Consider the following 20,650-nt stretch of genomic DNA (forward strand, 5'->3'; position numbering starts at 1 on the left):
CGGCCTCGTCACGAGGCCCCGCCACGGGCCGCGGCGATCGCGCACTCGTTCACGCCGCCGCGGACGCGGGGGCCGGCGGCGGGCGTGCAGCCGCGGGGGGACCGCACCAGACCTTCAACGCCTGATCGAGTCCGGCGTCGCCGTCGCGCTCGACCCAGGCGACATGCCCGTCCGGGCGGATCAGCAACGCGGAGGGCATCTCGACCGTGCCGACGACAGGCAGCTCGCAGCGGCCCTCGAACTGGGCGTTCACCGGCTTGACGCGTGTTGTCCACCCGGAAAGATCGAAGCGATCCGGCGCGCCCAGATTGAGCAGGACCGGCCGCGCGTCATGCAGGAGGGCGAAGAGGCGCCGGGGCTCGCCGTCGATGACGAGGTCCAGGTCGGGCACACGGCGGCCCAGCAGCGGATGGCCCTCGCCCAGGTCATAGCGGATGTCGAGGCCGGACATCATCGCGGTGTACCAGCGCCGAGGCTCGTCCATCTGCAGCGCCTTGACCATCAGGTGCCGCAGGGCGAGGGTCCGGTCGTCGCCCCGGTTGAGCGCCGTGAGCGCCAGCGTCTGCTGGAGCAACTCGGCACCGACGGCGTGCCGCTCGGCCTGGTAGGTGTCCAGCAGGTCGTCCGCCGACGTTCCGTGGACCACCTGGGCCAGCTTCCAGCCGAGGTTGACCGCGTCCTGCACACCGATGTTCAGCCCCTGGCCGCCGATGGGCGAATGGACATGCGCCGCATCGCCGGCCAGCAGCACGCGGCCCTGCCGATACCGGGCCGCTTGCCGCGCCGCGTCGGTGAACCGCGACAACCAGCTCAGGTCGTGGATGCCGAAGTCCGAGCCGTAGGCGGCGATGAGCGCGGCGCGCAGGTCCTCGATCGTCGGATCGACGCCTTGCTCCAGGGCCTGCTCGACCACGACGCCACGGATCCGCTGGCCGTCCTCCAGCCGGCCCATCGCCGACGTGCCCTTGAGCCCGGGGCGGAAGCCGAGGGCCGGCTCGCTCGCCATCTCGACCTCGAAGATCAGGTAGCTGATGTCCGCCTCCCAGCCCGGAAATGCGATCCCGGCGGCCTTGCGGACGAGGCTGCGTCCACCGTCGCATCCGACCAGGTAGCGGGCCCGCATCGTGTCGTCGCGGTCGAGCCGCAGATCGACGCCTGTGTCGTCCTGCATGAACGCCACCAGCTCCCGGCCCCGATACACCGGCACGCGCAGCTCCGCGACCCAGTCCGCGAGCGTGCGTTCGATCTTGTCCTGCCACAGCCCCAGGGTGTAGTTGTGGCGGGTCGGGCGGTCCCTGGCGTCCAGCGCCGCGCCGGCGAACATGACGGCGTAATGCTTCGTGCCCTGGGCGATGAACCGCTCCGCGATGCCGCGCTGGTCCAGCACTTCGAGGGACCGAGGATGCAGCCCGCTGGCGCGGGAGCCGGCGACTTCCTGGGTCATTCGTCGCTCGACGATGGCGACGTCCACGGCCGCCAGCGCGAGCTCCCCGGCCAGCATCAGGCCGGTCGGACCGCCGCCTGCGATGACCACCTCGTGTTGACATGCCTGCATGCCGCGATGCGGCAAGCGCCGTGCCTCCTGGTGCGATCGGTGACGCCCTGCCTTGTCATCGGCGCGTCCTGGCAGGGTCACCGAGCGATCCGCAATACTGGCGCGATGCTGCAGATCGATTTCATGGAGAGCCCGGTCCTGGTGGCGCGGCAGCTCATCGGGTGGACGGCGCTGGTGGACGGTGTCGGCGGCGTCATCGTCGAGACCGAGGCCTATGACGAGGACGACGAGGCCTCGCATTGCTTCATCGGCCCGACGCCGCGCAATGCGGCGATGTTCGGCCCACCGGGACATGCGTATGTCTACCGCAGCTACGGCCTGCACTGGTGCCTGAACTTCGTGTGCCGCCCCGAGGGCCACGGCGCCGGCGTGCTGATCCGCGCGCTCGAACCGACCCACGGCGTCGAGCGCATGGCCGAACGGCGGGGCACCGCGATGCCGCGCCTGCTCGCGTCGGGACCGGGGCGTGTCGGGCAGGCCCTGGGCATTGATCGTTCGCTGGGAGGGGCTTCGCTCAGCGCGCCGCCATTTCAGTTGCTGCCGCCGACGGAGCGGCCGGAAGTCCTTTGCGGGACCCGCATCGGCATCAGCAAGGCGGTCGATCGACCGTGGCGCTTCGTCGCGGCCGGCTCGCGCTACCTCAGCAAGCCGATGAAGGGATAGACCCGCGATCAGGCCGTGCGCCTTCGCCATCGTCGGACGATGCGCGGATTCCTGGTTTCCGGAACGGGTGGCCCCTCCTGGGGATCCAGAAGTTCATCGACAAGGACAAGGCGCTGGACAGCGTCTTCTCCCCGAGGGACAGGGACACAGCGCGCGCGGCCAAGTCGCGGGGGCGCAACGCCGATCCTGCAAGACATTACAGTTGCGCGCGCCCGATCTCCCACCCGTTCCGCGCCTTGCCTCGCGCCGCCATCGGACCGCGGTCGCGCACCGAGGCGCGTCTCGGTGAATCGCTGACCTCATTCGCGGTATCGCCTCGATTGCGGAGCCTCCCAATCCTGTTTGCAATCGCCCACGTAGCCCACGTCGCAGGGCTCGATTCACAGGGAGAAAACAAGCATGCGAACTCGATTGATGGTGATCGCGCGTCACCAGCTGCTGCGGGAGGCCCTGGCCTCCCTGATCCAGGAACAGGGCGGGCAGGAACTGGTGGCCCAGGCGGGCGATGGCCAGGAAGCGGTCCGGCTGGCCGTGCGGCTGCGGCCGGAAGTGGTGTTGATGGACATGGAACTGCCCGGGCTCAATTGCGTCGACACGACGCAGCGCATCGTGGCGGCATCGCCGTCCACCCGCGTGCTGTGCCTGGCCGACGAGGAGCCGCCGCATCGCATGCGGGCGGCGCTCGACGCCGGCGCCAGCGGCATCCTCGCCAAGGACAGCGGCGTCGACGAGCTGGTGCGCGCGATCGGCGCACTCGGCCGGCGTCAGTTCTATCTGAGCCCCTCATTGACCGAGGCCGCCGTCATCGCCTGCGCTCATCCGGCGGCCGCGCCCAGCGCCTTCGTCCGGCTCACGCCCAAGGAGCGCGAGATCGTGCAACTGCTCGCCGAAGGGCTGTCCACCAAGCACATCGCCGCGCAGCTCGGCGTCAGTCAGAAGACCGTGGCCTCGCACCGCGAGCACGCGGTCCACAAGCTGGGACTGCGCGGCCTGGCCGACATCACCCGCTACGCCATCCGGGAGGGACTCGCGCGTCCGTGACCGCTCAGGCACCGGGTTCGTCCCGCACGCCCGGCGTGCCCGGTCCGCCAGGCGTGCCGGGTGCTGCGGGTGTGCCGGGTGCGTCGGGCGGGGCGGCCGGGCCGGACGCTGGCGCCCCCGCCAGCAATTCGTCCAGCATCGCCGACAGCCGTTGCCGCGCCGCGTCGTCCGGTGCGGCCGCCAGCAGCTTGCCCTGCACGCCCATCAGCTGCCACGCGAGCGCCAGCCGTGTCTGCGTCGCCGATTGCCGCGCCTCGGCCTGAGCGTGGGCCCGGGTCTGCTCGACCAGTTGCTGGCGGTCGCTGTCGAACATCGAGTCCACGGTGTCCACGAGCCGTTGCAGCACCCGGTGGGTGAGGCGCGCGGAGAAGCCGCCCAGCAGCGCCAGCAGCGGGCGCTGCAGCGAGCCCGCGTTGTTCACGCTGTCCATCGGGATGAGCACCGCCAGCATCAGGCCCGACACCAGGCCCAGCCCGATGCGGATCCAGTACGAGGCGTCGTACAGCGGGTCATAGGTGGCCCGCGAGACGTAGGTCTGGGCGGTGAACAGCGCCTGGAAGGTCGCGCCCAGGCCCGCGGCGGTCAGCAGCAGGGCGGTCACGGCCACTTGCTGGAACCCATTGAGCGCCAGCAGGTCGGACGACAGCGCGGGCCCGTCGATCAGCGGCGACTGCGCGACCACCATGAAGGCGATCAGGCAGCAGAAGGCCGCCAGCGTCAGCCAGCGCACGTTGCGCATCGGACCGAGCAGCGGCAGCGCGCCCGCGTCGCGCGCCGCGTGCATCAGCCGCAAGGTGCCCGGCCGCGCCGGCGCCACCAGCGCGGCCAGCCGCGCATGCACCCGCGACAGCGTCTCCGGATCACCCGCCGAGGCGGCGCGCGCGGCGGCGCCCGGTGTCGGCGCGCCGTCGGCCGGGCTCAGCGCCTCCAGCGCGGTGCGCATCAGCGCGGGCGGGACTTCCCGCCCCGTCGCCAGCGCGTGGCGCAGCATCGCGGTGATCTCGGCGCGCAGTTGCGCCAGCACCTGCAGGCGGTCCTGCGGCGCCGCCCCGGAAGGAGCGGCCGCGCCGCATGCCGGGGAGGGCGTTGCGAGGTCGGGCGGGCTCGCCATGGCCGTCAGTGCGGGGCGCTCATGGCGACCGCCTGGCCGGGGTCGCCGGCGCGACGAGGACCGGGCTGCCGGACGGGGCCTGGTCCTCGTACGAATAGCCTGGCTGGCCGCCGGCGAGCGGCCGCAGCAGCACGCGCTTGTCCTTGCCGCCGACGGTGGAACAGTAGGCGGCCATGCCGCCCGACGCCGTCCCGGCGACCGAAGCCGTGTACAGGTGCCCCGCCTCCGGGACGTAGCCGTTGTACGACAGCATGACGTGGCAGCGGAGCTGCTCCTCATAGCGAACGTCGTAGCCGCCTTTGGCCTGCGGCGTGAGCGTCACCGGCACCAGCCGCGGCAGCTCGCCCGGCTGGGTCTTGAGCGCCATCCGGCCGGTGAGGGTCGCCGCCGGCGGATCCTCCGCGGCGGCGGGCGCTGGCTGCGCCCCGGCGCCGGCCGGCAGCAGCGGCGCGAACAGCAGCACCAGCGCGCCGGCCAGCGAGACGGACACCGAGACCGCGTAGGCGGCGGGTGCGAAACGTCCCGGGGCGGGACGGCGATTCTTCCGGAAAGCGATCATGGGAACTCCTGGGCCGCGGTCGCGGCGGGGTTGAAGACAGGGGTTGAAGTCAGGCCGGATCGGCCACGTCGGTCGAGGGCACGTCGGTCACCTCGCCGGTCTCCGCAGGCGAACCGGCCCGGGCCGAGCCGGCGGCCGCGGGCGCGTCGTGCGGCGCCGGAGCGGAGGCAGCGGCAGCGGCGGGCGGCTGGCGCGGCGGCTTGGGCGCCGGCTTGCGCGCGAAGCCCACGTGGTAGGCCATCCACTCGAGCACGACCTGGTGGTCGCCGATGCGCACCAGCGTGAAGCTGCGCTCCACCGCCAGCAGCGTGCCGCGCGGATGCGAGGCGCCGGACAGGCAGTCGTTGAGCTCCTCCATCTGAGCCTCGGTTTCCTCGCGCGTGCACAGCCGCGCGGGGTTGTCGCTCCCCACGACCAGGCGCTTGATGTACTTGACGTTGCTTTGATCGAACATGACGGCTCCGAGGGGCAGGGCAGGCCCGCCCCCGCCCGGGCGTGGACGGACCTGCGTGGCGGGCGCTCGGGCCCGGGTCAGACGGGGGTCGGCGCGCCGACCTTGCGCGGTGCCACGGCGGACTGCAGGATGTCCATCACCCGCGCCAGGCCCTCGGGCATGCCGTCGTCCACGGCGTGGACCTCGACGTGGTACTTGGCCGAGTTGTCCGAGGTGCGCGTGTTCTCCTTGTGCGAGGACACCGAGCCGCTCACCGTCACCGACGCCTTGAAGGGGCCGAAGCCCACGCTGGCCGTGCCGGAAGCGGCGGCCTGCGAGCTGTTCTGCTCCTTGGACGCGAAGGACGACTTCACTTCCATGTCGAAGACGATGTCCACCTTGGTGATGCTCAGGTTGGGCACCTTGACGATGGCCAGCAGCGGCACGCTGAGTTCCACCTGCTCCTCGTAGAAGGTGCCGTCGGCGCTGTTGGTGTTGGCCGTGGGCCGCTTGAAGTTGAAGTTGACCTGGCGGGTCGCGCCCGGATTGCCGCTGGCGTCGGCGTCGAAACCGACGGTCTGGATGAAGTCCGCGGTCGCCTTGGCGAGCCGGATCTGCGCGTCGCAGGCGGCCGTCAGCGGCGAGCCGATGAGTTCGCCCATGGGCAGACCCTTGTACTGGTCGGCGATGTTGACGAGATCGGAAGGCATTCAGTTCTCCTTGAATCGGCAGGGTCACGACGGCGCCGCAACGGCTGCGGCGCCGGCATCGGCGGTGCCGTCCGCCGATCCATGGCGGGCCGGCGGCGGGCCGGCCTGGCCTCATAGCGTTTGCTGCGTGTCGAAGACGCCCTGCACCTGGTTGAGCTGGCCGACCAGGCGCGCGTGGCCTTCGGTGGGCTCGCAGCCCTCGACGCGCAGCACCACGTGCGCGGCACTGCGCCGGCCCACCAGCGGGCCGCGGGTGTGGACCTGCACGCTCTTGCGCGCGGCGCCGGCCGAGCCCTGCCAGTCGCTGCCGGTGGCGGTGGGGCGGGCGCCGGGCAGCGGATCGTCGGAGAGCGCGCCGAGGTCGACATCGAAGCGCATCTCGACGTCCTTGATCTTGAGCGCGTTGGCGGGCACCAGGCCGAGCAGCGGCGCGCGGTAGAGGTCCTCGGTACCGGGCTCGGCGTCGGGCTGCATCGACGGCAACCGCATGACGACGGTGCGCGGGCGGTTGTCTTCGTCGAAGTACTGGCCGAGCTTGGCGATCTGGTGCTGCTCGATGCGGTCCTGGGCATCGATGACGGCGCCGGCGAGCGCCTCGATGAGTTCCTTCAAGTCGACACGTGAGCTCATGGGAGGGTCCTTCCCTGCGGGATGGTTGGAGGTCGGTGATGGAGGGCGGCGCGCGCAGGCGCGGCGGCGCCGCGGGGCTCGGCGTCAGAGCACCGGGAAGGCGTTGACGCGGTTGAGCCAGCCCTTGAGGAACTTGCCCAGGTCGGGTTGCCGGGCGACGAGGCGCTCGTAGTAGGCGATGCGGCGCTCGCGCAGCGCGCGGTAGGCGGCGGTCGGGTCGATGCGCTCGAGCGCCTGCGCGGTCAGCGGGCCCCAGGCGCCGTCGGGCTTGATGGCGGCGCCGCGCTCGACGAGCAGCTGCTGCAGCTCGCGGATCGCATGGCCGCCGGCGTTGACGTGGAAGTCCACCAGCATCTCCGCCAGCGGTTGCAGCGGGATCGCATCGGCGCCGACGGCGTCCCAGTACTTGAGCTTGTAGAGGCGGCCCGCGTCCTCCTTGCTCAGGCGCTTGAGCGCGTCCAGGCTGGTATCGGTGAAGCCGACCGACGGCCCCAGGCCTTGGAAGGTCTTGAGCGTGATGCCCATGTTGGTCGGACCGCCGGGGTCCTTGGGATCGTTGACGTAGCCGCCCTCGAATCGGAGCAGGGTCGGCAGGTACTGGTTGAAATCGGCCATGTCGTGGCACCTCAGGGTTGGGGTCGACGAAGGTCCGGACCGGGGCGGCCGGCAGCGCCGGAAGGCCCGGCGGCATGGCCGTCATCGTTGGCGGGTGCGGGCGACGGCGGCAGCGGCGGGGTGCCGCGAGCGCATGGTGGGAATGGCCGAGAAGGCCTCGGCAACTTGGAAGGCGCGCGTGGGAGGGGCGCCGATTTCACGCGTGGGCGCGGCGGCATCGAATGAGGGCGCATCCGGAGCCGGATGCGTTTTCTTCCACCTCATTCAAGGAGAAACACGATGCCCACGCTTGTGAACATCACCGCCGCCACCCCGAACGCCGTGCAGATCTGGGGCTTCCACGACCCGTGCAGCGTCAGGGACGTGGCCAAGGCGCTGGAGACCATCGCCGCGCAGCTGCGCGGGGAGGGCCACACGATCCACATCATGTCGGGGACCCACGGCTACTGCCGGGGCCAGGTCGGCGCGGTTGCGACGCGCGAGGAGAAATTCGCGAACGAGGATCGCGCACTGGCCAAGCCGAGGACAGCGGACGGCAAGACGGTGCAGCTGGACGTGCACGACTTCAACACCGCCGGCCTGTCGGGTCCCGACCCGGTCACGGCGGCGATGTCCAAGCTGAACACGGAGATGCGCGCCTCCGTGACTGGCGACGGCAGCAAGGACACCTTCCTGCTGGCGTACTGCTGCAGCGCAGGCACGCCCTGACCGAGGGCGCCGGGCGGCTCGACCCGGTATCGAGGAGCCTCAGTGTCGATGGCGGCTCGTCAAGGGTCTTGGGACCCTTGAGGGCTACTCGATGTTCTGCACCTGCTCCCGCAGCTGCTCGATCGCCACCTTCATTTCCACCGAGATGTTGGTGAGCTCGATGGCCACTGCTTTCGATCCCAGCGTGTTGGCCTCGCGATGCAGCTCCTGCATCAGGAAGTCCAGCCGCTTGCCGATCTCGCCGCCCTTCTTCAGCAGGCGCTCGACCTCGTCCAGATGAGCGCGCAGCCGCGTCAGTTCCTCGGCGACGTCGATGCGCAGCGCATACGCCGCCGCCTCGTTGATCGCGCGCTCCTGCAGCGTCTGCTCGGAGATCGTCTGCGTCGCGCCGGTGGCGCTCAGCGCTTCCTGCCAGCGCTCGAGGAAGCGCTCGCGCTGACGCTGCACGGCCGCCGGGATCAGCGGCTCGGCCTGTGTGGCGAGGTCCCGCAAAGTGGCGACGCGCTGCTTCAGCATCGTCACGAGCTTGGCGCCTTCGCGCTCACGCGCCTCGAGGAAGCCCTTGATGCATTGGCGCGCCGCGTCGAGCACCGTCTCGTCGTTCGCGGAGGCGCCGGTCGTGCCGGTCTTGCACCAGTTCAAGGCCTCCTGGACGCTCAATCCCTGCGCCTTCGGCAGCCAGGTCTGCACCTGCGATTCGAGCCGCGCGAGCCGGTTCAACTGCTCTGGCTGCGGGTTCGGCCAGGAACTGTCGGCATCGCGCTGCGTGTTGATGCGCAGCTCGATCTTGCCGCGCTTGACGCTGCCCGAGACCAGCTCGCGCAGCGCGGGCTCGAGCGAGCGCAACTCGTCGGGCATGCGGAAGCTGAGGTCCAGGAAGCGGCCGTTGACCGACCGCGCCTCCACCGTGACCGCCGGCGCAGCGGCGGGGCTAGGGGTTTCGCCGGAGTTCGCGGGTTGTGCCGTGGCGCTGGCATAACCGGTCATGCTGTAAACTGGCATCAGCTATCGGTAGAACAATCGAACCGCGATTATGTCAAAGCCGAAACCGGCGCCCTTGCCCGCAGGCACGGTGGTGGGGGGCTATCAGATCATCAAAAAGCTGGCTGCGGGCGGATTCGGCGTCGTGTATTTGGCCGAAGACCCCGACCATCATTTGGTGGCGCTGAAGGAATACCTCCCCTCGTCCCTTGCAGAACGATCCCCCGGCGAACTCACGCCTCGAGTGAAGCCTGAAAAGCAGCCCCTGTACCGTCTGGGGCTGCGCAGCTTTTTCGAGGAAGGCCGTTCCCTCGCGCAAATCTCGCATCCGAGCGTCGTCTCGGTGCTGAATTTCCTGCGCGAGAACGAGACCGTCTATATGGTCATGAATTACCTGCAGGGCGATACCCTGCAGGATTTCATCGTGACCGCGCGTGATTTGAAGCGCGACAAGGTGTTCCGCGAATCGACCATCCGGTCGCTCTTCGACGAAATCCTCAAAGGGCTGCGCATCGTGCATCAGCACAAGATGCTGCACCTGGACATCAAGCCGGCCAATATCTTCATCACCAACGACAACAAGGCGGTGCTGCTCGATTTCGGCGCGGCGCGCGAGGTGCTGTCCAAGGAAGGCAACTTCATCCGCCCGATGTACACGCCCGGCTTCGCCGCGCCGGAGATGTACCGCCGCGACGGCTCCCTGGGCCCGTGGACCGACATCTACGCGATCGGCGCCTGCATCTACGCCTGCATGCAGGGCTACCCGCCCAACGACGCGCCGCAGCGCCTGGAGAAGGACCGCCTGGGCCTGTCGCTCTCGCGGCTGCGCAATGTGTATTCCGACAACCTGCTCGAAGTGACCGAGTGGTGCATGTCGCTGGATCCGCTGACCCGTCCGCAGAGCGTCTTCGCGCTGCAGAAGGAACTCTCGCGCGAGACCGAGCGCCGCTACACCAAGCTCAGCTTCAGCGAGCGCCTCAAGCTGCAGCTGGAGAACCTGAAGACCGGGGCGAAGGCGTGAAGTTCTCCGTCTACCAGGTGAGCCGCCGCGGCGGCCGGGAGAAGAACGAGGACCGCATGGGGTATTGCTATACCCGCGAGGCCGGCCTCTTCGCGCTGGCCGATGGCATGGGCGGTCACCCGGACGGCGAGGTCGCCGCCCACCTCGCGTTGCAGAACGTGGCCGCGCTGTTCCAGCGCGACGCGCAGCCGGTGATCAAGCAGCCGTCGCAGTTCCTGGAGACCGCGGTGCTGCTCGCGCACCAGCAGTTGCTGGCCTACGCCCAGCAGCGTGCCATGAACGACACGCCGCGCACGACCATCGTCGTGGGCCTGATGCAGCAGGGCCAGATCTGGTGGGCCCACTGCGGCGACTCGCGCATGTACCTGCTGCGCGATGCCGAGCTCATCGCCCGCACGCGGGACCATTCCTACAGCGAGCTGCAGGAGGCGCTGGGCCGCCATGCGGCCGGTGCCGAGCGCTTCAACCGCCATGTGCTGTTCACCTGCCTGGGCAGCCCGGGCAAGCCGATGATCGACGTCAACGGCCCGGTGCTGCTGCAGAACGGCGATCGCATGCTGCTGTGCTCGGACGGGCTGTGGAGCTCGGTCAGCGACGTGGACATCCTGCGCCACCTGTCCGACAGCCGCTCGGTCGGCGATGCGGTGCCGGAACTGGTCGAGCAGGCGCTGCGCCAGGCCGGCGCGCGCAGCGACAACGTCACCGCCCTGGCGGTGGAGTGGGAAGGCGAGGGCGATGCCCCGGACTCCATCTCCACCCAGGACCTCGACGACCAGGGCTTCGCCTCCACGATCCAGGGCGCGACCCAGGACGTGCAGCTCGACGAAGCCGAGATCGATTCCGCCGTGCGCGAGATCCAGGACGCGATCCGCAAGGCCGGCAAGAAGCCCCACTGAAAGGTTGTTTCCATGACCCGTGAAGCCAGCCGTCCGCAGGGACGCGCGGCGGACGCCCTGCGTCCGGTCCGCATCACCCGCCACTACACCCGTCACGCCGAAGGCGCCGTGCTGATCGAGTTCGGCGACACCAAGGTGCTGTGCACCGCCTCGGTCGAGGAGAAGGTGCCGCCGCACAAGCGGGGCAGCGGCGAAGGCTGGGTCACCGCCGAATACGGCATGCTGCCGCGCGCCACGCACACCCGCAGCGACCGCGAGGCCGCCCGCGGCAAGCAGTCCGGCCGCACCCAGGAGATCCAGCGCCTGATCGGCCGGGCGCTGCGCGCGGTGTTCGACCTTGCCCAGCTCGGCGAGCGCACGATCCAGATCGATTGCGACGTGATCCAGGCCGACGGCGGCACGCGCACCGCAGCCATCACCGGCGCCTACGTGGCCGCGCATGACGCCGTGACCTGGCTGCTGGCGCACGGCAAGATCGCCGCCTCGCCGCTCAAGGACGCGGTGGCCGCGATCTCGGTGGGCATCCATGAAGGCCAGGCGCTGCTGGACCTCGAGTACGTCGAGGACTCCGCCTGCGACACCGACATGAATGTGGTCATGACCGGCGCAGGACACTTCGTCGAGCTGCAGGGCACCGCCGAGGGCGTGGCCTTCACCCGCGCCGAGGTCGACGTGCTGCTGAACCTGGCCGAGAAGGGCATCCGCGAGCTGCTCGTCGCGCAGCGCGAGGCGCTCGGCCTGAAGTAAATCCGCGTTCCCGATTGGAGCAAGCGATGAAGTTGGTCCTGGCCTCCAACAACGCCAAGAAGCTGCAGGAACTGCAGGCGCTGTTCCAGCCGCTGGGCGTCGAGCTCGTCACGCAGGGCAGCCTGGGCATCGCCGAGGCGGAAGAACCGTTCCACACCTTCGTCGAGAACGCGCTGACCAAGGCGCGTCACGCGTCCCAGGCCAGCGGCCTGCCGGCGCTCGCCGACGATTCCGGCCTGGCGGTCGAGGCGCTGGGCGGCATGCCGGGCGTGCTGTCGGCGCGCTATGCGACGCTGTTCGGCCGCGAGAAGAGCGACGCGGAGAACAACCGCGTGCTGCTCGAGAAGCTCGATGGCATCGAGGATCGGCGCGCCCGCTTCGTCTGCGCGCTGGTGGCGGTGCGCTCGGCCGACGACCCCGAGCCGCTGATCGCGCTGGGCCGCTGGCAGGGCGAGATCCTGCGCCAGGCGCAGGGCGAGGGCGGCTTCGGCTACGACCCGCTGCTGTTCATTCCGGAACTCGGCCAGAGCGTCGCGGCGCTCGGCGCCGAGACCAAGAACCGTCTGAGCCATCGCGCGCTCGCGTCGCAAGACCTGCTGCGCCAGATGCGCGAGAGCTGGCACCTTGGCTGACATCATCCGCATGATGCGGCCCGGCACGCTGACGCTGTCGGCGCTGCCGCCGCTGTCGCTGTACGTGCACCTGCCGTGGTGCATCCGCAAGTGCCCGTACTGCGACTTCAACTCGCACGAGTATCGGGACGGGCGCGAGCTCGACGTCGATACCGCCCGCGCCTACCTGGCCGCGCTGCGGGCCGACCTGGAGGCCGCGCTGCCGCTGATCTGGGGGCGGCCGGTGGTGTCGGTCTTCATCGGCGGCGGCACGCCCAGCCTGTTCGCGCCGGAGCAGATCGCCGAGCTGATCTCCGACCTGCGCGCCCGGTTGCCGCTGGAGGCGGGTTGCGAGATCACGATGGAGGCGAATCCGGGCACCTTCGAGAAAGACCGCTTCGCCGGCTTCGCGCAGGCGGGCGTGACGCGGCTGTCCATCGGCGTGCAGAGCTTCGACGACCGCAAGCTGCAGGCGCTGGGCCGCGTCCACAGCGGCACGCAGGCGCGCGCCGCGATCGCCGAGGCGGCGCGGTCCTTCGCGACCTTCAACATCGACCTGATGTACGCGCTGCCGGAGCAGACGCTGGCCGAGCTCGACGAGGACCTGGGCACCGCGCTGGCCTTCGACCCGCCGCACCTGTCCGTCTACCACCTGACGATCGAGCCGAACACGCGCTTCGCGAATGCGCCGCCCGAGCACCTGCCCGACCCGGATCTGGCCAGCGACATGCTGGACCTCATCACCGCGCGCACCGGCGCCAAGGGCATGCAGCGCTACGAAGTCTCCGCCTACGCGCGGGCCGGTCATCGCTGCACCCACAACACCAACTACTGGCAGTTCGGCGACTACCTCGGCATCGGCGCCGGCGCGCACACCAAGCTGAGCTTTGCGCACCGGCTGCTGCGCCAGGTCCGCTGGCGCGATCCGGCGACCTTCATGCAGAAGGCGGCCGAAGGCCAGGCCGTGTCCAACGAGCATGAGGTCGCGCGCTCCGAGCTGCCCTTCGAGTTCATGCTCAACGCGCTGCGCTTGCGCGAAGGCGTGCCGATGCAGAGCTTCCTCGAACGCACCGGCCTGCCGCCATCGGCCATCGCCAAGGCGATGGAACAGGGCCGCGCGAAAGGCCTGCTGGATCCCGATCCGGCCGTGATCCGCGCCACGCCGCGCGGCTTCGACTTCCTCAGCGATCTGCAGGCGCTGTTTCTGAGCTCGTGATCGCGTCGCCGCGCGGCATCGTGGCCGCGCTCATCCTGCCTGTCGACAGGCAGGTCGTGGCGCCATCGAGCGCCGCGCGCGACTGCGCCGTCTCCTCGTGCAGCCACTGGACGAAGGCGCGCACGGCGGGTTCCTCGCGCGACTGGGGCGTGTAGACGATGTGGTAGCGCTGAGGCTCCTTGAGCATCGCCTGCCGCGGCGCGACCCGCACCAGCCGTCCGTCGAGCAGCGCATCCGCCGCGAGCAGCTCGCGAGTGAGGCCCACGCCCATGCCTTGCTCGGCAGCCTGCAGCAGGATGCCGAAGTCATTGAAGATCGCCACCGGCAGCACCTGGCGCCGCAGCCCCGCCTGCGCGAACCAGTCCTCCCACTGCGAGGCGTCGCCCAGTAGCGGCGCCTGGGCCAGCGCCTCCAGCGGCTGGCCGATCAACTGGTGCGCCAGCGCCGGCGAGGCCACCGGCAGCATCGACAGGTCGAAGAGCGGCTCGCTCTCCAGCCCGGGCCACGGCCCGAGGCCCTGCCGCAGGGCGAGGTCGAATTTCTCCCGCTCCAGGTCGACCAGCCGCGCGGTCGCCTCGATCTCGATCGTCACTTCCGGATGCCGGGCATGCCAGCGGCCCAGCCGCGGCAGCAGCCAACGCTGGGCGAAGGAGGGCAGCACCGTGACGCGCAGGCTGCGCTGTTCGATGCCATGCGCCGCGGTGGCGGCGCGCAGGCCCTGGTCGAGCTCCTGATAGGCGCGCTCCACGCCGCGCAGCAGCGCCGCGCCCGCGGCGTTCAGCACCACGCGTCGACCCTGCCGGTCGAAGACGTCGAAGCCGAGTTGCGTTTCCAGCGCGCGGATCTGCTGGCTCACCGCGCTGTGGGTGAGGTTGAGCTCCTCGGACGCCGCGCGCAGGTTCTGATGCAGCGCGGCAGCCCGGAAGGCGGCCAGGTACTGAAGGGGGAGGCGGGGGCTGCGCATGGTGGGCGTCTCTCCGGCAGCGGGGTTGTTGGAAAGCTGGGCTGCACAGGGAGGCAAGGATATAGCGTTTGGGATGCGGTTGTTGGGCACCTAGCATTACCAGCATTGACGCCCCCCTCCCTCCGATGAACGAAGGAACGACCATGAACGAGCCCGACATCACGCCCCGTTTCCCAGCCGGTTTTTCCGCTCGCCTGCCGGCCTGTGTGCCCGCTGCCGCGCCTGTCCGCACCGCGCAACAGGCCGCCGCCCGCGTCGCCTCGTCCTGCACGGCGGCCCTGGCCGCCAGCGGCCGGCCGGTGGCCCGGTTGACGCCGGAAGTGCCTTGCTACGCCTACTCGCCCTGGACGCGCTTCCCGGTCATCGGCCCCGCGCTGACGGTGCTGGTCGCGATCGTCTCGGCGCTGGCGCTGGTCTCGAACGCGAACGCCTTCAACGACGTCAATGCCGAACTGCAGATCGCCGCCCGAGAGCAGCGCCTGGCCAGGGAAGAGGCGCAGCAGCTCGCCCGCGCGCAGGCGGCGCGGCCGGCCGTGCTGGCCGCGGCGGGCAATGACCGCGCGGTCGGGACGGCGCGGGCTCAGCCTGCCGTGAACCGGGCCGACGAGGCGAAGCAGGGGCGCGGCCGGTGACGACAGTCCCGGCGACGCGGATGATGCACCCGCGTCCGTCCTTATCTCGTAAGCGGGCTCGGCAAGAAGTGGCCTGCCGAGTGGGGAGGGCCGGCGGTGCCGCCCGAGGCGGTCAGACGCGGTTCAGCGACATGCCGGCCGTGCTGCGCAGCCGCTCGATCAGCCGCGTGGCGATCTGGTGCAGCGGCAGCACCTCGTCGGCGGCGCCGGCATTGATCGCCTCGCGCGGCATGCCGAAGACGACGCAGGTCGCCTCGTCCTGGACGAAGTTGTAGGAACCGGCGTCCTTCATCGCCTTCATCGCCCTGGCGCCGTCGGCGCCCATGCCGGTGAGCATGATGCCCAGCGCGTTCTGGCCGACCACGCGGGCCGCGGAGTTGAACAGCACTTCCACCGACGGCTTGTGCCGGTTGACCGGATCGCCGTCCTGCACGCGCGCGATGTAGTTGGCGCCCGAGCGCTCCACGCTGAAATGCATGCCACCGGGCGCGATGTAGCCATGGCCGGGCAGGATGCGCTCGCCGTCCTGCGCTTCCTTGACGCGGATCTTGCACAGGCCGTCCAGCCGCGCCGCGTAGCTGCGGGTGAAGCCCGGCGGCATGTGCTGGGTGATGCAGACCGCCGGGCAGTCGGCCGGCAGGTTGATCAGCACATCCTTGGTCGCCTCGGTGCCGCCGGTGGAGGCGCCGATGAAGATGATCTTCTCGGTCGACAGCCGGCCCAGGTTGGCGATCGGCGAGGCCGGCTTGAGCGGCGGCGTCGCGCCACCGGCGGCGGCCGGCGCGCCAGGAGCCGCGGCCGGCGCGGGCGCGCTCAGCCGGCGGATGTGCGCCTTCGAGGCGATGCGGATCTTGTCGGTGATGTCCTGCGCCAGCGCGCGGATGCCGTCGGCGACGCCGATCTTCGGCTTGGCGACGAAGTCCACCGCGCCCAGTTCCAGCGCCTTGAGCGTGACTTCGGCGCCGCGCTCGGTCAGCGTGGACACCATCACCACCGGCATCGGCCGCAGCCGCATCAGGCGCTGCAGGAAGTCCAGGCCGTCCATCTTCGGCATCTCGACGTCCAGGGTGATCACGTCCGGGTTGAGGTTGCGGATCATCTCGCGCGCCGCGAGCGGATCGCTGGCCGCGCCGATGCACTGCATGTCGGGCTGGCGGTTGATGATCTCGGTCAGGATGCTGCGCACCAGCGCGGAATCGTCCACGACGACGACGGTGGTCTTGGCCATTGCTGCTTACTCCTCGGTACTTCCGGGCTCTGCCGTCTCAGAACAGGTCGATCGAGCCGCCGGCGCTCGCCACCGGCTGGGCCCGCTGCGCGGCGGCCTTGTCCTGCTGCACCAGCGCATCGGTGTTGGTCGGCGCCAGGCGCTTGACCATCGCCTTGCCGCTCTTCGGAAGGAAACAGACCTTGCGCGGGTACACGTCCATCACATCCTTGGACACGATCGGGATGCGCTCGATCTTCAGGAAATCGATGACGAAATTGGTGTTGCGCTCGCCCACGTTGATCGTGTTCATGCCGGAGATCACCGCGCCGCCGCCGAAGATCTTCGCCTCCATGCGGCTCTTGGCGGCGCCACGCTTCATCATCTCGTTGATCAGCAGTTCCATCGCGAAGGAACCGTAGCGGCCCGAGTCGCCATGCCCCTCGGGCAGCATGAAGTGGTTCATGCCGCCGATCTGCGCGTGGCGGTCCCACAGGCAGGCGGCGATGCACGAGCCCAGCGTCGTCATCACGAGCAGGTCGTCGTTGTCGACGAAGTACTCGCCGGGCAGGACCTTGACCGCGGCGTTCTTGAAGTGCGCGTCGTAGAAGAAGAACGACGCCTCGCCGTTCTTGCGGGACACCGTCTTGAGCTGGGCCACGCGCGCCGCGCCGGCGCTGGCCAGCGCCGCGCTTTGCTGCATCGCGGAGGAGGCGGAAGGCAGGGTCATGGGGGTGGTCCGTTAAACGCGTTCGTAGATCGTCTTGCCGCGCAGGCGGAAGAGATCGCGGGAATCGGTGAAGTTCTCGGAATGCCCGACGAACAGCAGGCCGCCCGGGCGCATCACCTTGTGGATGCGCTCAAGCACCTTGCGCTGCGTCGGCGCATCGAAATAGATCATGACGTTGCGGCAGAACACGACGTGGAAGGGGTCGCCCAGCGACCACGAGGTGTGCATCAGGTTCAGGGTGCGGAACTCGATCATCTTCGCCAGCTCGGGCTTGACGCGGATGCGGCCCTCGTTGGCGCCGGTGCCGCGCAGGAAGAACTGCTTGAGCCGCTGCGGCGACAGCCCGCGCGATTCGGCCGCGTAGACGCCGCGGCGCGCGGTGTTGAGCACGTTGGTGTCGATGTCGCTGGAGATGATCTGCACGCCGGAATTCGCGCCCAGCGATTCCTGGCAGGTCATCGCGATGGAGTAGGGCTCCTCGCCGGTGGAGGCGGCGCAGCACCAGATGCGGATCGGCTTGCCGGTCAGCGCCTTGAGGTCGTCGTTGAGCGAGACGAAGTGGTGGTCCTCACGGAAGAACGAGGTCAGGTTGGTGGTGAGGCAGTTCACGAACTCCTGCCACTCCTGGTCGCCTTGCGGGCCGCTGACGCCTTCCAGCCATTGGAGGTAGTCGGCGAAGCTGCGATGGCCGGTGTCACGCAGCCGGCGCGACAGCCGGCTGTAGACCATCGCATGCTTGCCGTCGTGCAGCGAGATGCCGGCGTGCTGGTAGATCAGCTGGCGGACGCGTTCGAAGTCGGCGCGGCTGAAGCTGAACTCGTGATCGATCGCCTCGACCGGCGACGGGGCCGCGAACGAGACCGGTTGACCTGGGCGCATGGGGCTGTTTGGACTTCTTCGAAGGTGAGATGCCGTAGCACCGGATGGCCGCCATTGTCGGCAATCGCTAGTTTGATTGTGTTTGGTCTGTTTGATGTGTGAAAGAGGTGGGGGGAACCCCTCATTTCTGCACGCTCATTGGAGGGTGAAGCCGCTAGACTGCGCCGGAAATTGCCCCATCCCACCTTGGACGCACCGCACAGTCTCATTGCCGCGCACAAGCTGCGCCTGGATCTGGCCCTGCAGCTGCTGCAGCAGGCCGGCGCGATGCTGCCCGACGCGGAGCCGTATTCGGAGCCGTGGCTGCAAGGGATCGTCGACGCGCTGTGCGACCTCTCGAGCAAGGACGCGCTGACCGGCCTGGTCAATCGCCGCAGCTTCGAGATGGCGCTGGGCCGCGAGGTCGATCGCGTGGCGCGTTCCGGTGAACCGGCGCTGCTGCTGATGCTGGACATCGACCACTTCAAGGCGGTCAACGACCAGCATGGCCACGCGGCCGGCGACCTGGTGATCCGTGCGGTCGCGCAGTCGATCGCGCAGACGGTGCGTCCGATGGACACGGTGGCGCGGATCGGCGGCGAGGAGTTCGCCATCATCCTGCCCAACTGCCCGACCTCCTTCGGCGAGGTCGTCGCTGAGCGCATCCGGCAACGGGTGCAGGCGCTGGCGATCAGCCTGGGCGGCGGCCAGTCGCCGCTGACCTGCACGATCAGCATCGGCGGGGCGTTCGCGCCGCAGTGGGTGCGCTCGTCGACGCTGATCTGGACGGAGCGGGCGGACCGCCAGCTCTACCGCGCCAAGGCCGAGGGCCGCAACCGCGCCTGCCTGGAGAGCCATGTGGACTCGCTGGTGAGCGCCGAGGAAAAGGGCATGTTGTTCGCCGTAACGCAACAGGATAGTGAATGAGCATGACAACAGCTCCTGCTGCACCCCATGCCCGCGGAGGCGCTCGCACCTTGGCCGTGACCAGCGGCAAGGGCGGCGTGGGCAAGACCTTCGTCACCGCCAACCTGGCGGCGGCCCTGGCCGCGCGCGGCGAGCGCGTGCTGGTGCTGGATGCCGACCTCGGCCTGGCCAACCTGGACGTGGTGCTGAACCTGCATCCCAAGCTCACGCTGCACGACGTCTTCACCGAGCGCTGCACGCTGGAGCAGGCCATCCTGCCGGCGCCCGGCGGCTTCCATGTGCTGCTGGCGGGCTCGGGCATGGTGGAGTACTCGCGGCTCACGCCCGACGTGCGCGACAAGCTGCTGCACATCTTGGAGGTGGTGCGGCCGCGCTTCGACTACGTGTTGCTGGACACCGGCGCCGGCATCTCCGACGTGGTGCTGTTCGCCGTCTCGATGGCGCATGACGTGCTCGTCGTGGCGACGCCGGAGCCCACCTCGCTGACGGACGCGTACGCCACGATCAAGGTCCTGGCGACCCAGCAGGAGCGGCGCCAGGTGCGCCTCATCCTCAACCAGGCCAACCGGCCGGGCGAGGGCAAGCTGATCTGCGGCCAGCTGCAGCAGGTGCTGCAGCGCTTCGTCGGCCCGACGCCGGGCCAGACCTTCAAGCTGGAACTGCTCGGCGAGGTCAAGAACGATCCGATGGTCCGGCAGGCGGTGCTCAAGCGCCAGCTGCTGCTGGAGCACTACCCCGGCTGCGACGCGGCACAGGGCATCCGCGGGCTCGCCGCGAAGTTGCTGGAACAATCGGCCGGCCATCCCTGAATCCTTCCCCTTCCGATGTCCGATTCCCCTGAGACCGGTGCCGCCGACGGCACCGCGGTCCCTCCGACCGCTGCGCCCGCCACGCCCTTCGAGTGGGTCGGCGGCGAAGACGCCGTGCGCCGGCTGGTCGACCGCTTCTACGACCTGATGGACCTGGAGCCGCGCTTCGCTCAGCTGCGTGCGATCCATCCGACGACGCTGGACGGATCACGGGACAAGCTGTTCTGGTTCCTGTGCGGCTGGCTCGGCGGTCCGGACCATTTCGTCGAACGCTTCGGACATCCGCGGCTGCGTGCGCGCCACATGCCCTATCGCATCGGCATCGCCGAGCGCGACCAGTGGATGGCCGCGATGACGCAGGCAATGGCCGAGTGCGAACTCGATGTCGAGCTGCAGCGGCGGCTGGCCGCCTCCTTCGCCCACACGGCGGACTGGATGCGCAACGTCTGAAGTCGACCGGGAGGCACCTCAGGGGCCTCGCAGGCGCCGGAAATGATGTAAACGGCGCGACCAGCGTGCATATCTGACAGCGATGCCGGTCGCGACGGGCCGGCGGTGAACACGGCGGGCGCGGCTTCGTCTACTGTCGCATCCATCATGTCCACGCTGTTCCACGACGATGAGGTCGGCATCGAAGCCAATCCCGACCTGATGCATGTCCGGATCGACGGCGGCCGCCTCTGGCTGTCCGAAGACGCCCGGGAAGACATCGAGGTCTGCGCCGGCTTCTGCCCGGACACCGACAGCCCGATGCAGATGCTCAACTTCCTGCGCGCCGCCTGCGTGCGCCTCCAGCATGTCGACATGGACGGCGAGGATGCGGAGCACGCCTTCATGTCCTTCTGCGTGCTCAAGGGCCTGGAACACGCGATCGAGACCCACTGGCAGGGTGCCGACTCGGTGGGCGAGTTCCGTCCCGAGCGCCTGCTGATGGCGTTCACCACGCCGGTCTCGCCTTACAGCAGCCTGATGCTGCACTGACCGCGGCGGCGACCGCCGCCCCTCGGTCCCCGACAGGAACCCAGG

Annotated in this window: 25 protein-coding genes; 13 read left to right on the forward strand and 12 right to left on the reverse strand. The window is 69.6% G+C overall.

Going from position 1 to position 20,650, the window contains the following annotated elements; translation table 11 throughout:
- Positions 1-49: 49 nt before the first annotated feature.
- The gene (locus tag CS062_RS12010; RefSeq protein WP_099861907.1) at positions 50-1,555 is read right to left on the reverse strand and encodes an FAD-dependent monooxygenase; all 1,506 of its coding nucleotides are present in this window, start codon (positions 1,553-1,555) and stop codon (positions 50-52) included.
- Positions 1,556-1,660: 105 nt separating this feature from the next.
- On the opposite strand from CS062_RS12010, the gene CS062_RS12015 reads away from it, so the two are divergent.
- Positions 1,661-2,218: a DNA-3-methyladenine glycosylase gene (locus CS062_RS12015; RefSeq protein ID WP_099861868.1), complete on the forward strand. Its 558-nt coding sequence runs from the start codon at positions 1,661-1,663 to the stop codon at positions 2,216-2,218.
- Between the two features lie 399 nt (positions 2,219-2,617).
- On the forward strand, positions 2,618-3,259 hold the full coding sequence (locus tag CS062_RS12020; RefSeq protein ID WP_099861869.1) for a response regulator: 642 nt from the start codon (positions 2,618-2,620) through the stop codon (positions 3,257-3,259).
- A 4-nt stretch (positions 3,260-3,263) separates the two neighbouring features.
- Here the strand turns inward: CS062_RS12020 and CS062_RS12025 are convergent, their stop codons facing one another.
- The 6 genes from CS062_RS12025 to CS062_RS12050 all read right to left on the reverse strand — a co-directional run bounded on the left by CS062_RS12025 (position 3,264) and on the right by CS062_RS12050 (position 7,317).
- Positions 3,264-4,370, reverse strand: coding sequence for a hypothetical protein (locus tag CS062_RS12025; RefSeq protein ID WP_143742321.1), 1,107 nt, complete (start codon positions 4,368-4,370; stop codon positions 3,264-3,266).
- Between the two features lie 19 nt (positions 4,371-4,389).
- Complete coding sequence (locus CS062_RS12030) at positions 4,390-4,929, reverse strand: hypothetical protein (protein ID WP_099861871.1); 540 nt, start codon at positions 4,927-4,929, stop codon at positions 4,390-4,392.
- Between the two features lie 49 nt (positions 4,930-4,978).
- Entirely contained in the window at positions 4,979-5,383 is a 405-nt protein-coding gene (locus CS062_RS26625; RefSeq protein WP_199174230.1) for a hypothetical protein, read from the reverse strand.
- Between the two features lie 77 nt (positions 5,384-5,460).
- A complete protein-coding gene (locus tag CS062_RS12040) occupies positions 5,461-6,072 on the reverse strand; it encodes a DUF2589 domain-containing protein (RefSeq protein WP_099861872.1) in 612 nt (203 codons plus the stop codon).
- A gap of 111 nt (positions 6,073-6,183) precedes the next feature.
- The gene (locus CS062_RS12045; protein WP_199174231.1) at positions 6,184-6,702 is read right to left on the reverse strand and encodes a DUF2589 domain-containing protein; all 519 of its coding nucleotides are present in this window, start codon (positions 6,700-6,702) and stop codon (positions 6,184-6,186) included.
- A gap of 84 nt (positions 6,703-6,786) precedes the next feature.
- Positions 6,787-7,317 carry a glycoside hydrolase family 108 protein gene (locus tag CS062_RS12050; RefSeq protein ID WP_099861873.1) on the reverse strand — a complete coding sequence of 177 codons (531 nt, stop codon included), beginning with the start codon at positions 7,315-7,317 and terminating at the stop codon, positions 6,787-6,789.
- A gap of 279 nt (positions 7,318-7,596) precedes the next feature.
- Here CS062_RS12050 and CS062_RS12055 point away from each other — a divergent pair, with 279 nt between their 5' ends.
- A complete protein-coding gene (locus CS062_RS12055; RefSeq protein WP_099861874.1) occupies positions 7,597-8,025 on the forward strand; it encodes a hypothetical protein in 429 nt (142 codons plus the stop codon).
- Positions 8,026-8,109: 84 nt separating this feature from the next.
- On the opposite strand, the gene CS062_RS12060 is transcribed toward CS062_RS12055, so the two are convergent.
- Complete coding sequence (locus tag CS062_RS12060; protein ID WP_099861875.1) at positions 8,110-9,027, reverse strand: YicC/YloC family endoribonuclease; 918 nt, start codon at positions 9,025-9,027, stop codon at positions 8,110-8,112.
- Positions 9,028-9,058: 31 nt separating this feature from the next.
- Between CS062_RS12060 and CS062_RS12065 the strand changes: the two genes are divergently transcribed.
- The 5 genes from CS062_RS12065 to hemW are packed head-to-tail and all read left to right on the forward strand — an operon-like array spanning position 9,059 to position 13,497.
- Positions 9,059-10,027 (forward strand): serine/threonine protein kinase, encoded by a 969-nt coding sequence (locus CS062_RS12065; RefSeq protein ID WP_058936168.1) that lies wholly within the window; start codon positions 9,059-9,061, stop codon positions 10,025-10,027.
- Positions 10,024-10,923: a PP2C family protein-serine/threonine phosphatase gene (locus CS062_RS12070; RefSeq protein WP_099861876.1), complete on the forward strand. Its 900-nt coding sequence runs from the start codon at positions 10,024-10,026 to the stop codon at positions 10,921-10,923. The genes CS062_RS12065 and CS062_RS12070 overlap by 4 nt, the downstream gene beginning before the upstream one ends.
- A gap of 12 nt (positions 10,924-10,935) precedes the next feature.
- Positions 10,936-11,670, forward strand: a complete 735-nt coding sequence (gene rph, locus CS062_RS12075) for a ribonuclease PH (protein ID WP_099861877.1) — start codon at positions 10,936-10,938, stop codon at positions 11,668-11,670.
- A gap of 26 nt (positions 11,671-11,696) precedes the next feature.
- Positions 11,697-12,302 (forward strand): RdgB/HAM1 family non-canonical purine NTP pyrophosphatase, encoded by a 606-nt coding sequence (gene rdgB, locus CS062_RS12080; protein ID WP_099861878.1) that lies wholly within the window; start codon positions 11,697-11,699, stop codon positions 12,300-12,302.
- A gap of 10 nt (positions 12,303-12,312) precedes the next feature.
- A complete protein-coding gene (hemW, locus tag CS062_RS12085; protein ID WP_099861909.1) occupies positions 12,313-13,497 on the forward strand; it encodes a radical SAM family heme chaperone HemW in 1,185 nt (394 codons plus the stop codon).
- Here hemW and CS062_RS12090 read toward each other — a convergent pair.
- Entirely contained in the window at positions 13,463-14,461 is a 999-nt protein-coding gene (locus CS062_RS12090) for a LysR substrate-binding domain-containing protein (protein ID WP_099861879.1), read from the reverse strand. The two genes, hemW and CS062_RS12090, sit on opposite strands and share 35 nt — an antisense overlap.
- A 143-nt stretch (positions 14,462-14,604) precedes the next feature.
- Here CS062_RS12090 and CS062_RS27285 point away from each other — a divergent pair, with 143 nt between their 5' ends.
- On the forward strand, positions 14,605-15,093 hold the full coding sequence (locus CS062_RS27285; protein WP_099861880.1) for a hypothetical protein: 489 nt from the start codon (positions 14,605-14,607) through the stop codon (positions 15,091-15,093).
- A gap of 112 nt (positions 15,094-15,205) precedes the next feature.
- Here CS062_RS27285 and CS062_RS12100 read toward each other — a convergent pair whose 3' ends face one another.
- From CS062_RS12100 to CS062_RS12110, 3 genes are read right to left on the reverse strand one after another with little or no spacing between them, the layout of a single operon-like run.
- Complete coding sequence (locus CS062_RS12100) at positions 15,206-16,321, reverse strand: protein-glutamate methylesterase/protein-glutamine glutaminase (protein ID WP_099861881.1); 1,116 nt, start codon at positions 16,319-16,321, stop codon at positions 15,206-15,208.
- Positions 16,322-16,358: 37 nt separating this feature from the next.
- The gene (gene cheD, locus CS062_RS12105; RefSeq protein ID WP_099861882.1) at positions 16,359-17,030 is read right to left on the reverse strand and encodes a chemoreceptor glutamine deamidase CheD; all 672 of its coding nucleotides are present in this window, start codon (positions 17,028-17,030) and stop codon (positions 16,359-16,361) included.
- A 12-nt stretch (positions 17,031-17,042) separates the two neighbouring features.
- Positions 17,043-17,909: a CheR family methyltransferase gene (locus tag CS062_RS12110; protein WP_099861883.1), complete on the reverse strand. Its 867-nt coding sequence runs from the start codon at positions 17,907-17,909 to the stop codon at positions 17,043-17,045.
- A gap of 186 nt (positions 17,910-18,095) precedes the next feature.
- On the opposite strand from CS062_RS12110, the gene CS062_RS12115 reads away from it, so the two are divergent.
- The 4 genes from CS062_RS12115 (at position 18,096) to CS062_RS12130 (ending at position 20,605) form a co-directional block, all read left to right on the forward strand.
- Positions 18,096-18,815, forward strand: a complete 720-nt coding sequence (locus tag CS062_RS12115; protein WP_438270474.1) for a GGDEF domain-containing protein — start codon at positions 18,096-18,098, stop codon at positions 18,813-18,815.
- Positions 18,816-18,817: 2 nt separating this feature from the next.
- Positions 18,818-19,624 (forward strand): MinD/ParA family protein, encoded by an 807-nt coding sequence (locus CS062_RS12120; protein ID WP_099861911.1) that lies wholly within the window; start codon positions 18,818-18,820, stop codon positions 19,622-19,624.
- A 15-nt stretch (positions 19,625-19,639) separates the two neighbouring features.
- Positions 19,640-20,074 (forward strand): group II truncated hemoglobin, encoded by a 435-nt coding sequence (locus tag CS062_RS12125; RefSeq protein WP_091723270.1) that lies wholly within the window; start codon positions 19,640-19,642, stop codon positions 20,072-20,074.
- A gap of 147 nt (positions 20,075-20,221) precedes the next feature.
- Positions 20,222-20,605, forward strand: a complete 384-nt coding sequence (locus tag CS062_RS12130) for a hypothetical protein (RefSeq protein ID WP_099861884.1) — start codon at positions 20,222-20,224, stop codon at positions 20,603-20,605.
- Positions 20,606-20,650 lie beyond the last annotated feature (45 nt).

Origin of the sequence: Roseateles chitinivorans (genome assembly GCF_002761755.1) — a bacterium.
Classification (GTDB): Bacteria; Pseudomonadota; Gammaproteobacteria; order Burkholderiales; family Burkholderiaceae_C; genus Roseateles; species Roseateles chitinivorans.

Excerpts from the sequence above, each read along its gene's own strand:
- CS062_RS12100 (WP_099861881.1), bottom strand. The coding sequence starts at position 16,321 with ATGGCCAAGACCACCGTCGTCGTCGTGGACGATTCCGCGCTGGTGCGC.
- CS062_RS12045 (WP_199174231.1), bottom strand. The coding sequence starts at position 6,702 with ATGAGCTCACGTGTCGACTTGAAGGAACTCATCGAGGCGCTCGCCGGC.
- CS062_RS12130 (WP_099861884.1), top strand. The coding sequence starts at position 20,222 with ATGTCCACGCTGTTCCACGACGATGAGGTCGGCATCGAAGCCAATCCC.
- CS062_RS12015 (WP_099861868.1), top strand. The coding sequence starts at position 1,661 with ATGCTGCAGATCGATTTCATGGAGAGCCCGGTCCTGGTGGCGCGGCAG.
- CS062_RS12065 (WP_058936168.1), top strand. The coding sequence starts at position 9,059 with ATGTCAAAGCCGAAACCGGCGCCCTTGCCCGCAGGCACGGTGGTGGGG.
- CS062_RS12090 (WP_099861879.1), bottom strand. The coding sequence starts at position 14,461 with ATGCGCAGCCCCCGCCTCCCCCTTCAGTACCTGGCCGCCTTCCGGGCT.
- CS062_RS26625 (WP_199174230.1), bottom strand. The coding sequence starts at position 5,383 with ATGTTCGATCAAAGCAACGTCAAGTACATCAAGCGCCTGGTCGTGGGG.
- hemW (WP_099861909.1), top strand. The coding sequence starts at position 12,313 with ATGATGCGGCCCGGCACGCTGACGCTGTCGGCGCTGCCGCCGCTGTCG.
- CS062_RS12010 (WP_099861907.1), bottom strand. The coding sequence starts at position 1,555 with ATGCAGGCATGTCAACACGAGGTGGTCATCGCAGGCGGCGGTCCGACC.
- rph (WP_099861877.1), top strand. The coding sequence starts at position 10,936 with ATGACCCGTGAAGCCAGCCGTCCGCAGGGACGCGCGGCGGACGCCCTG.
- CS062_RS12040 (WP_099861872.1), bottom strand. The coding sequence starts at position 6,072 with ATGCCTTCCGATCTCGTCAACATCGCCGACCAGTACAAGGGTCTGCCC.
- CS062_RS12025 (WP_143742321.1), bottom strand. The coding sequence starts at position 4,370 with ATGGCGAGCCCGCCCGACCTCGCAACGCCCTCCCCGGCATGCGGCGCG.
- CS062_RS12050 (WP_099861873.1), bottom strand. The coding sequence starts at position 7,317 with ATGGCCGATTTCAACCAGTACCTGCCGACCCTGCTCCGATTCGAGGGC.
- CS062_RS12030 (WP_099861871.1), bottom strand. The coding sequence starts at position 4,929 with ATGATCGCTTTCCGGAAGAATCGCCGTCCCGCCCCGGGACGTTTCGCA.
- CS062_RS12020 (WP_099861869.1), top strand. The coding sequence starts at position 2,618 with ATGCGAACTCGATTGATGGTGATCGCGCGTCACCAGCTGCTGCGGGAG.
- CS062_RS12055 (WP_099861874.1), top strand. The coding sequence starts at position 7,597 with ATGCCCACGCTTGTGAACATCACCGCCGCCACCCCGAACGCCGTGCAG.
- CS062_RS12125 (WP_091723270.1), top strand. The coding sequence starts at position 19,640 with ATGTCCGATTCCCCTGAGACCGGTGCCGCCGACGGCACCGCGGTCCCT.
- cheD (WP_099861882.1), bottom strand. The coding sequence starts at position 17,030 with ATGACCCTGCCTTCCGCCTCCTCCGCGATGCAGCAAAGCGCGGCGCTG.
- CS062_RS12110 (WP_099861883.1), bottom strand. The coding sequence starts at position 17,909 with ATGCGCCCAGGTCAACCGGTCTCGTTCGCGGCCCCGTCGCCGGTCGAG.
- CS062_RS27285 (WP_099861880.1), top strand. The coding sequence starts at position 14,605 with ATGAACGAGCCCGACATCACGCCCCGTTTCCCAGCCGGTTTTTCCGCT.
- CS062_RS12060 (WP_099861875.1), bottom strand. The coding sequence starts at position 9,027 with ATGCCAGTTTACAGCATGACCGGTTATGCCAGCGCCACGGCACAACCC.
- rdgB (WP_099861878.1), top strand. The coding sequence starts at position 11,697 with ATGAAGTTGGTCCTGGCCTCCAACAACGCCAAGAAGCTGCAGGAACTG.
- CS062_RS12120 (WP_099861911.1), top strand. The coding sequence starts at position 18,818 with ATGACAACAGCTCCTGCTGCACCCCATGCCCGCGGAGGCGCTCGCACC.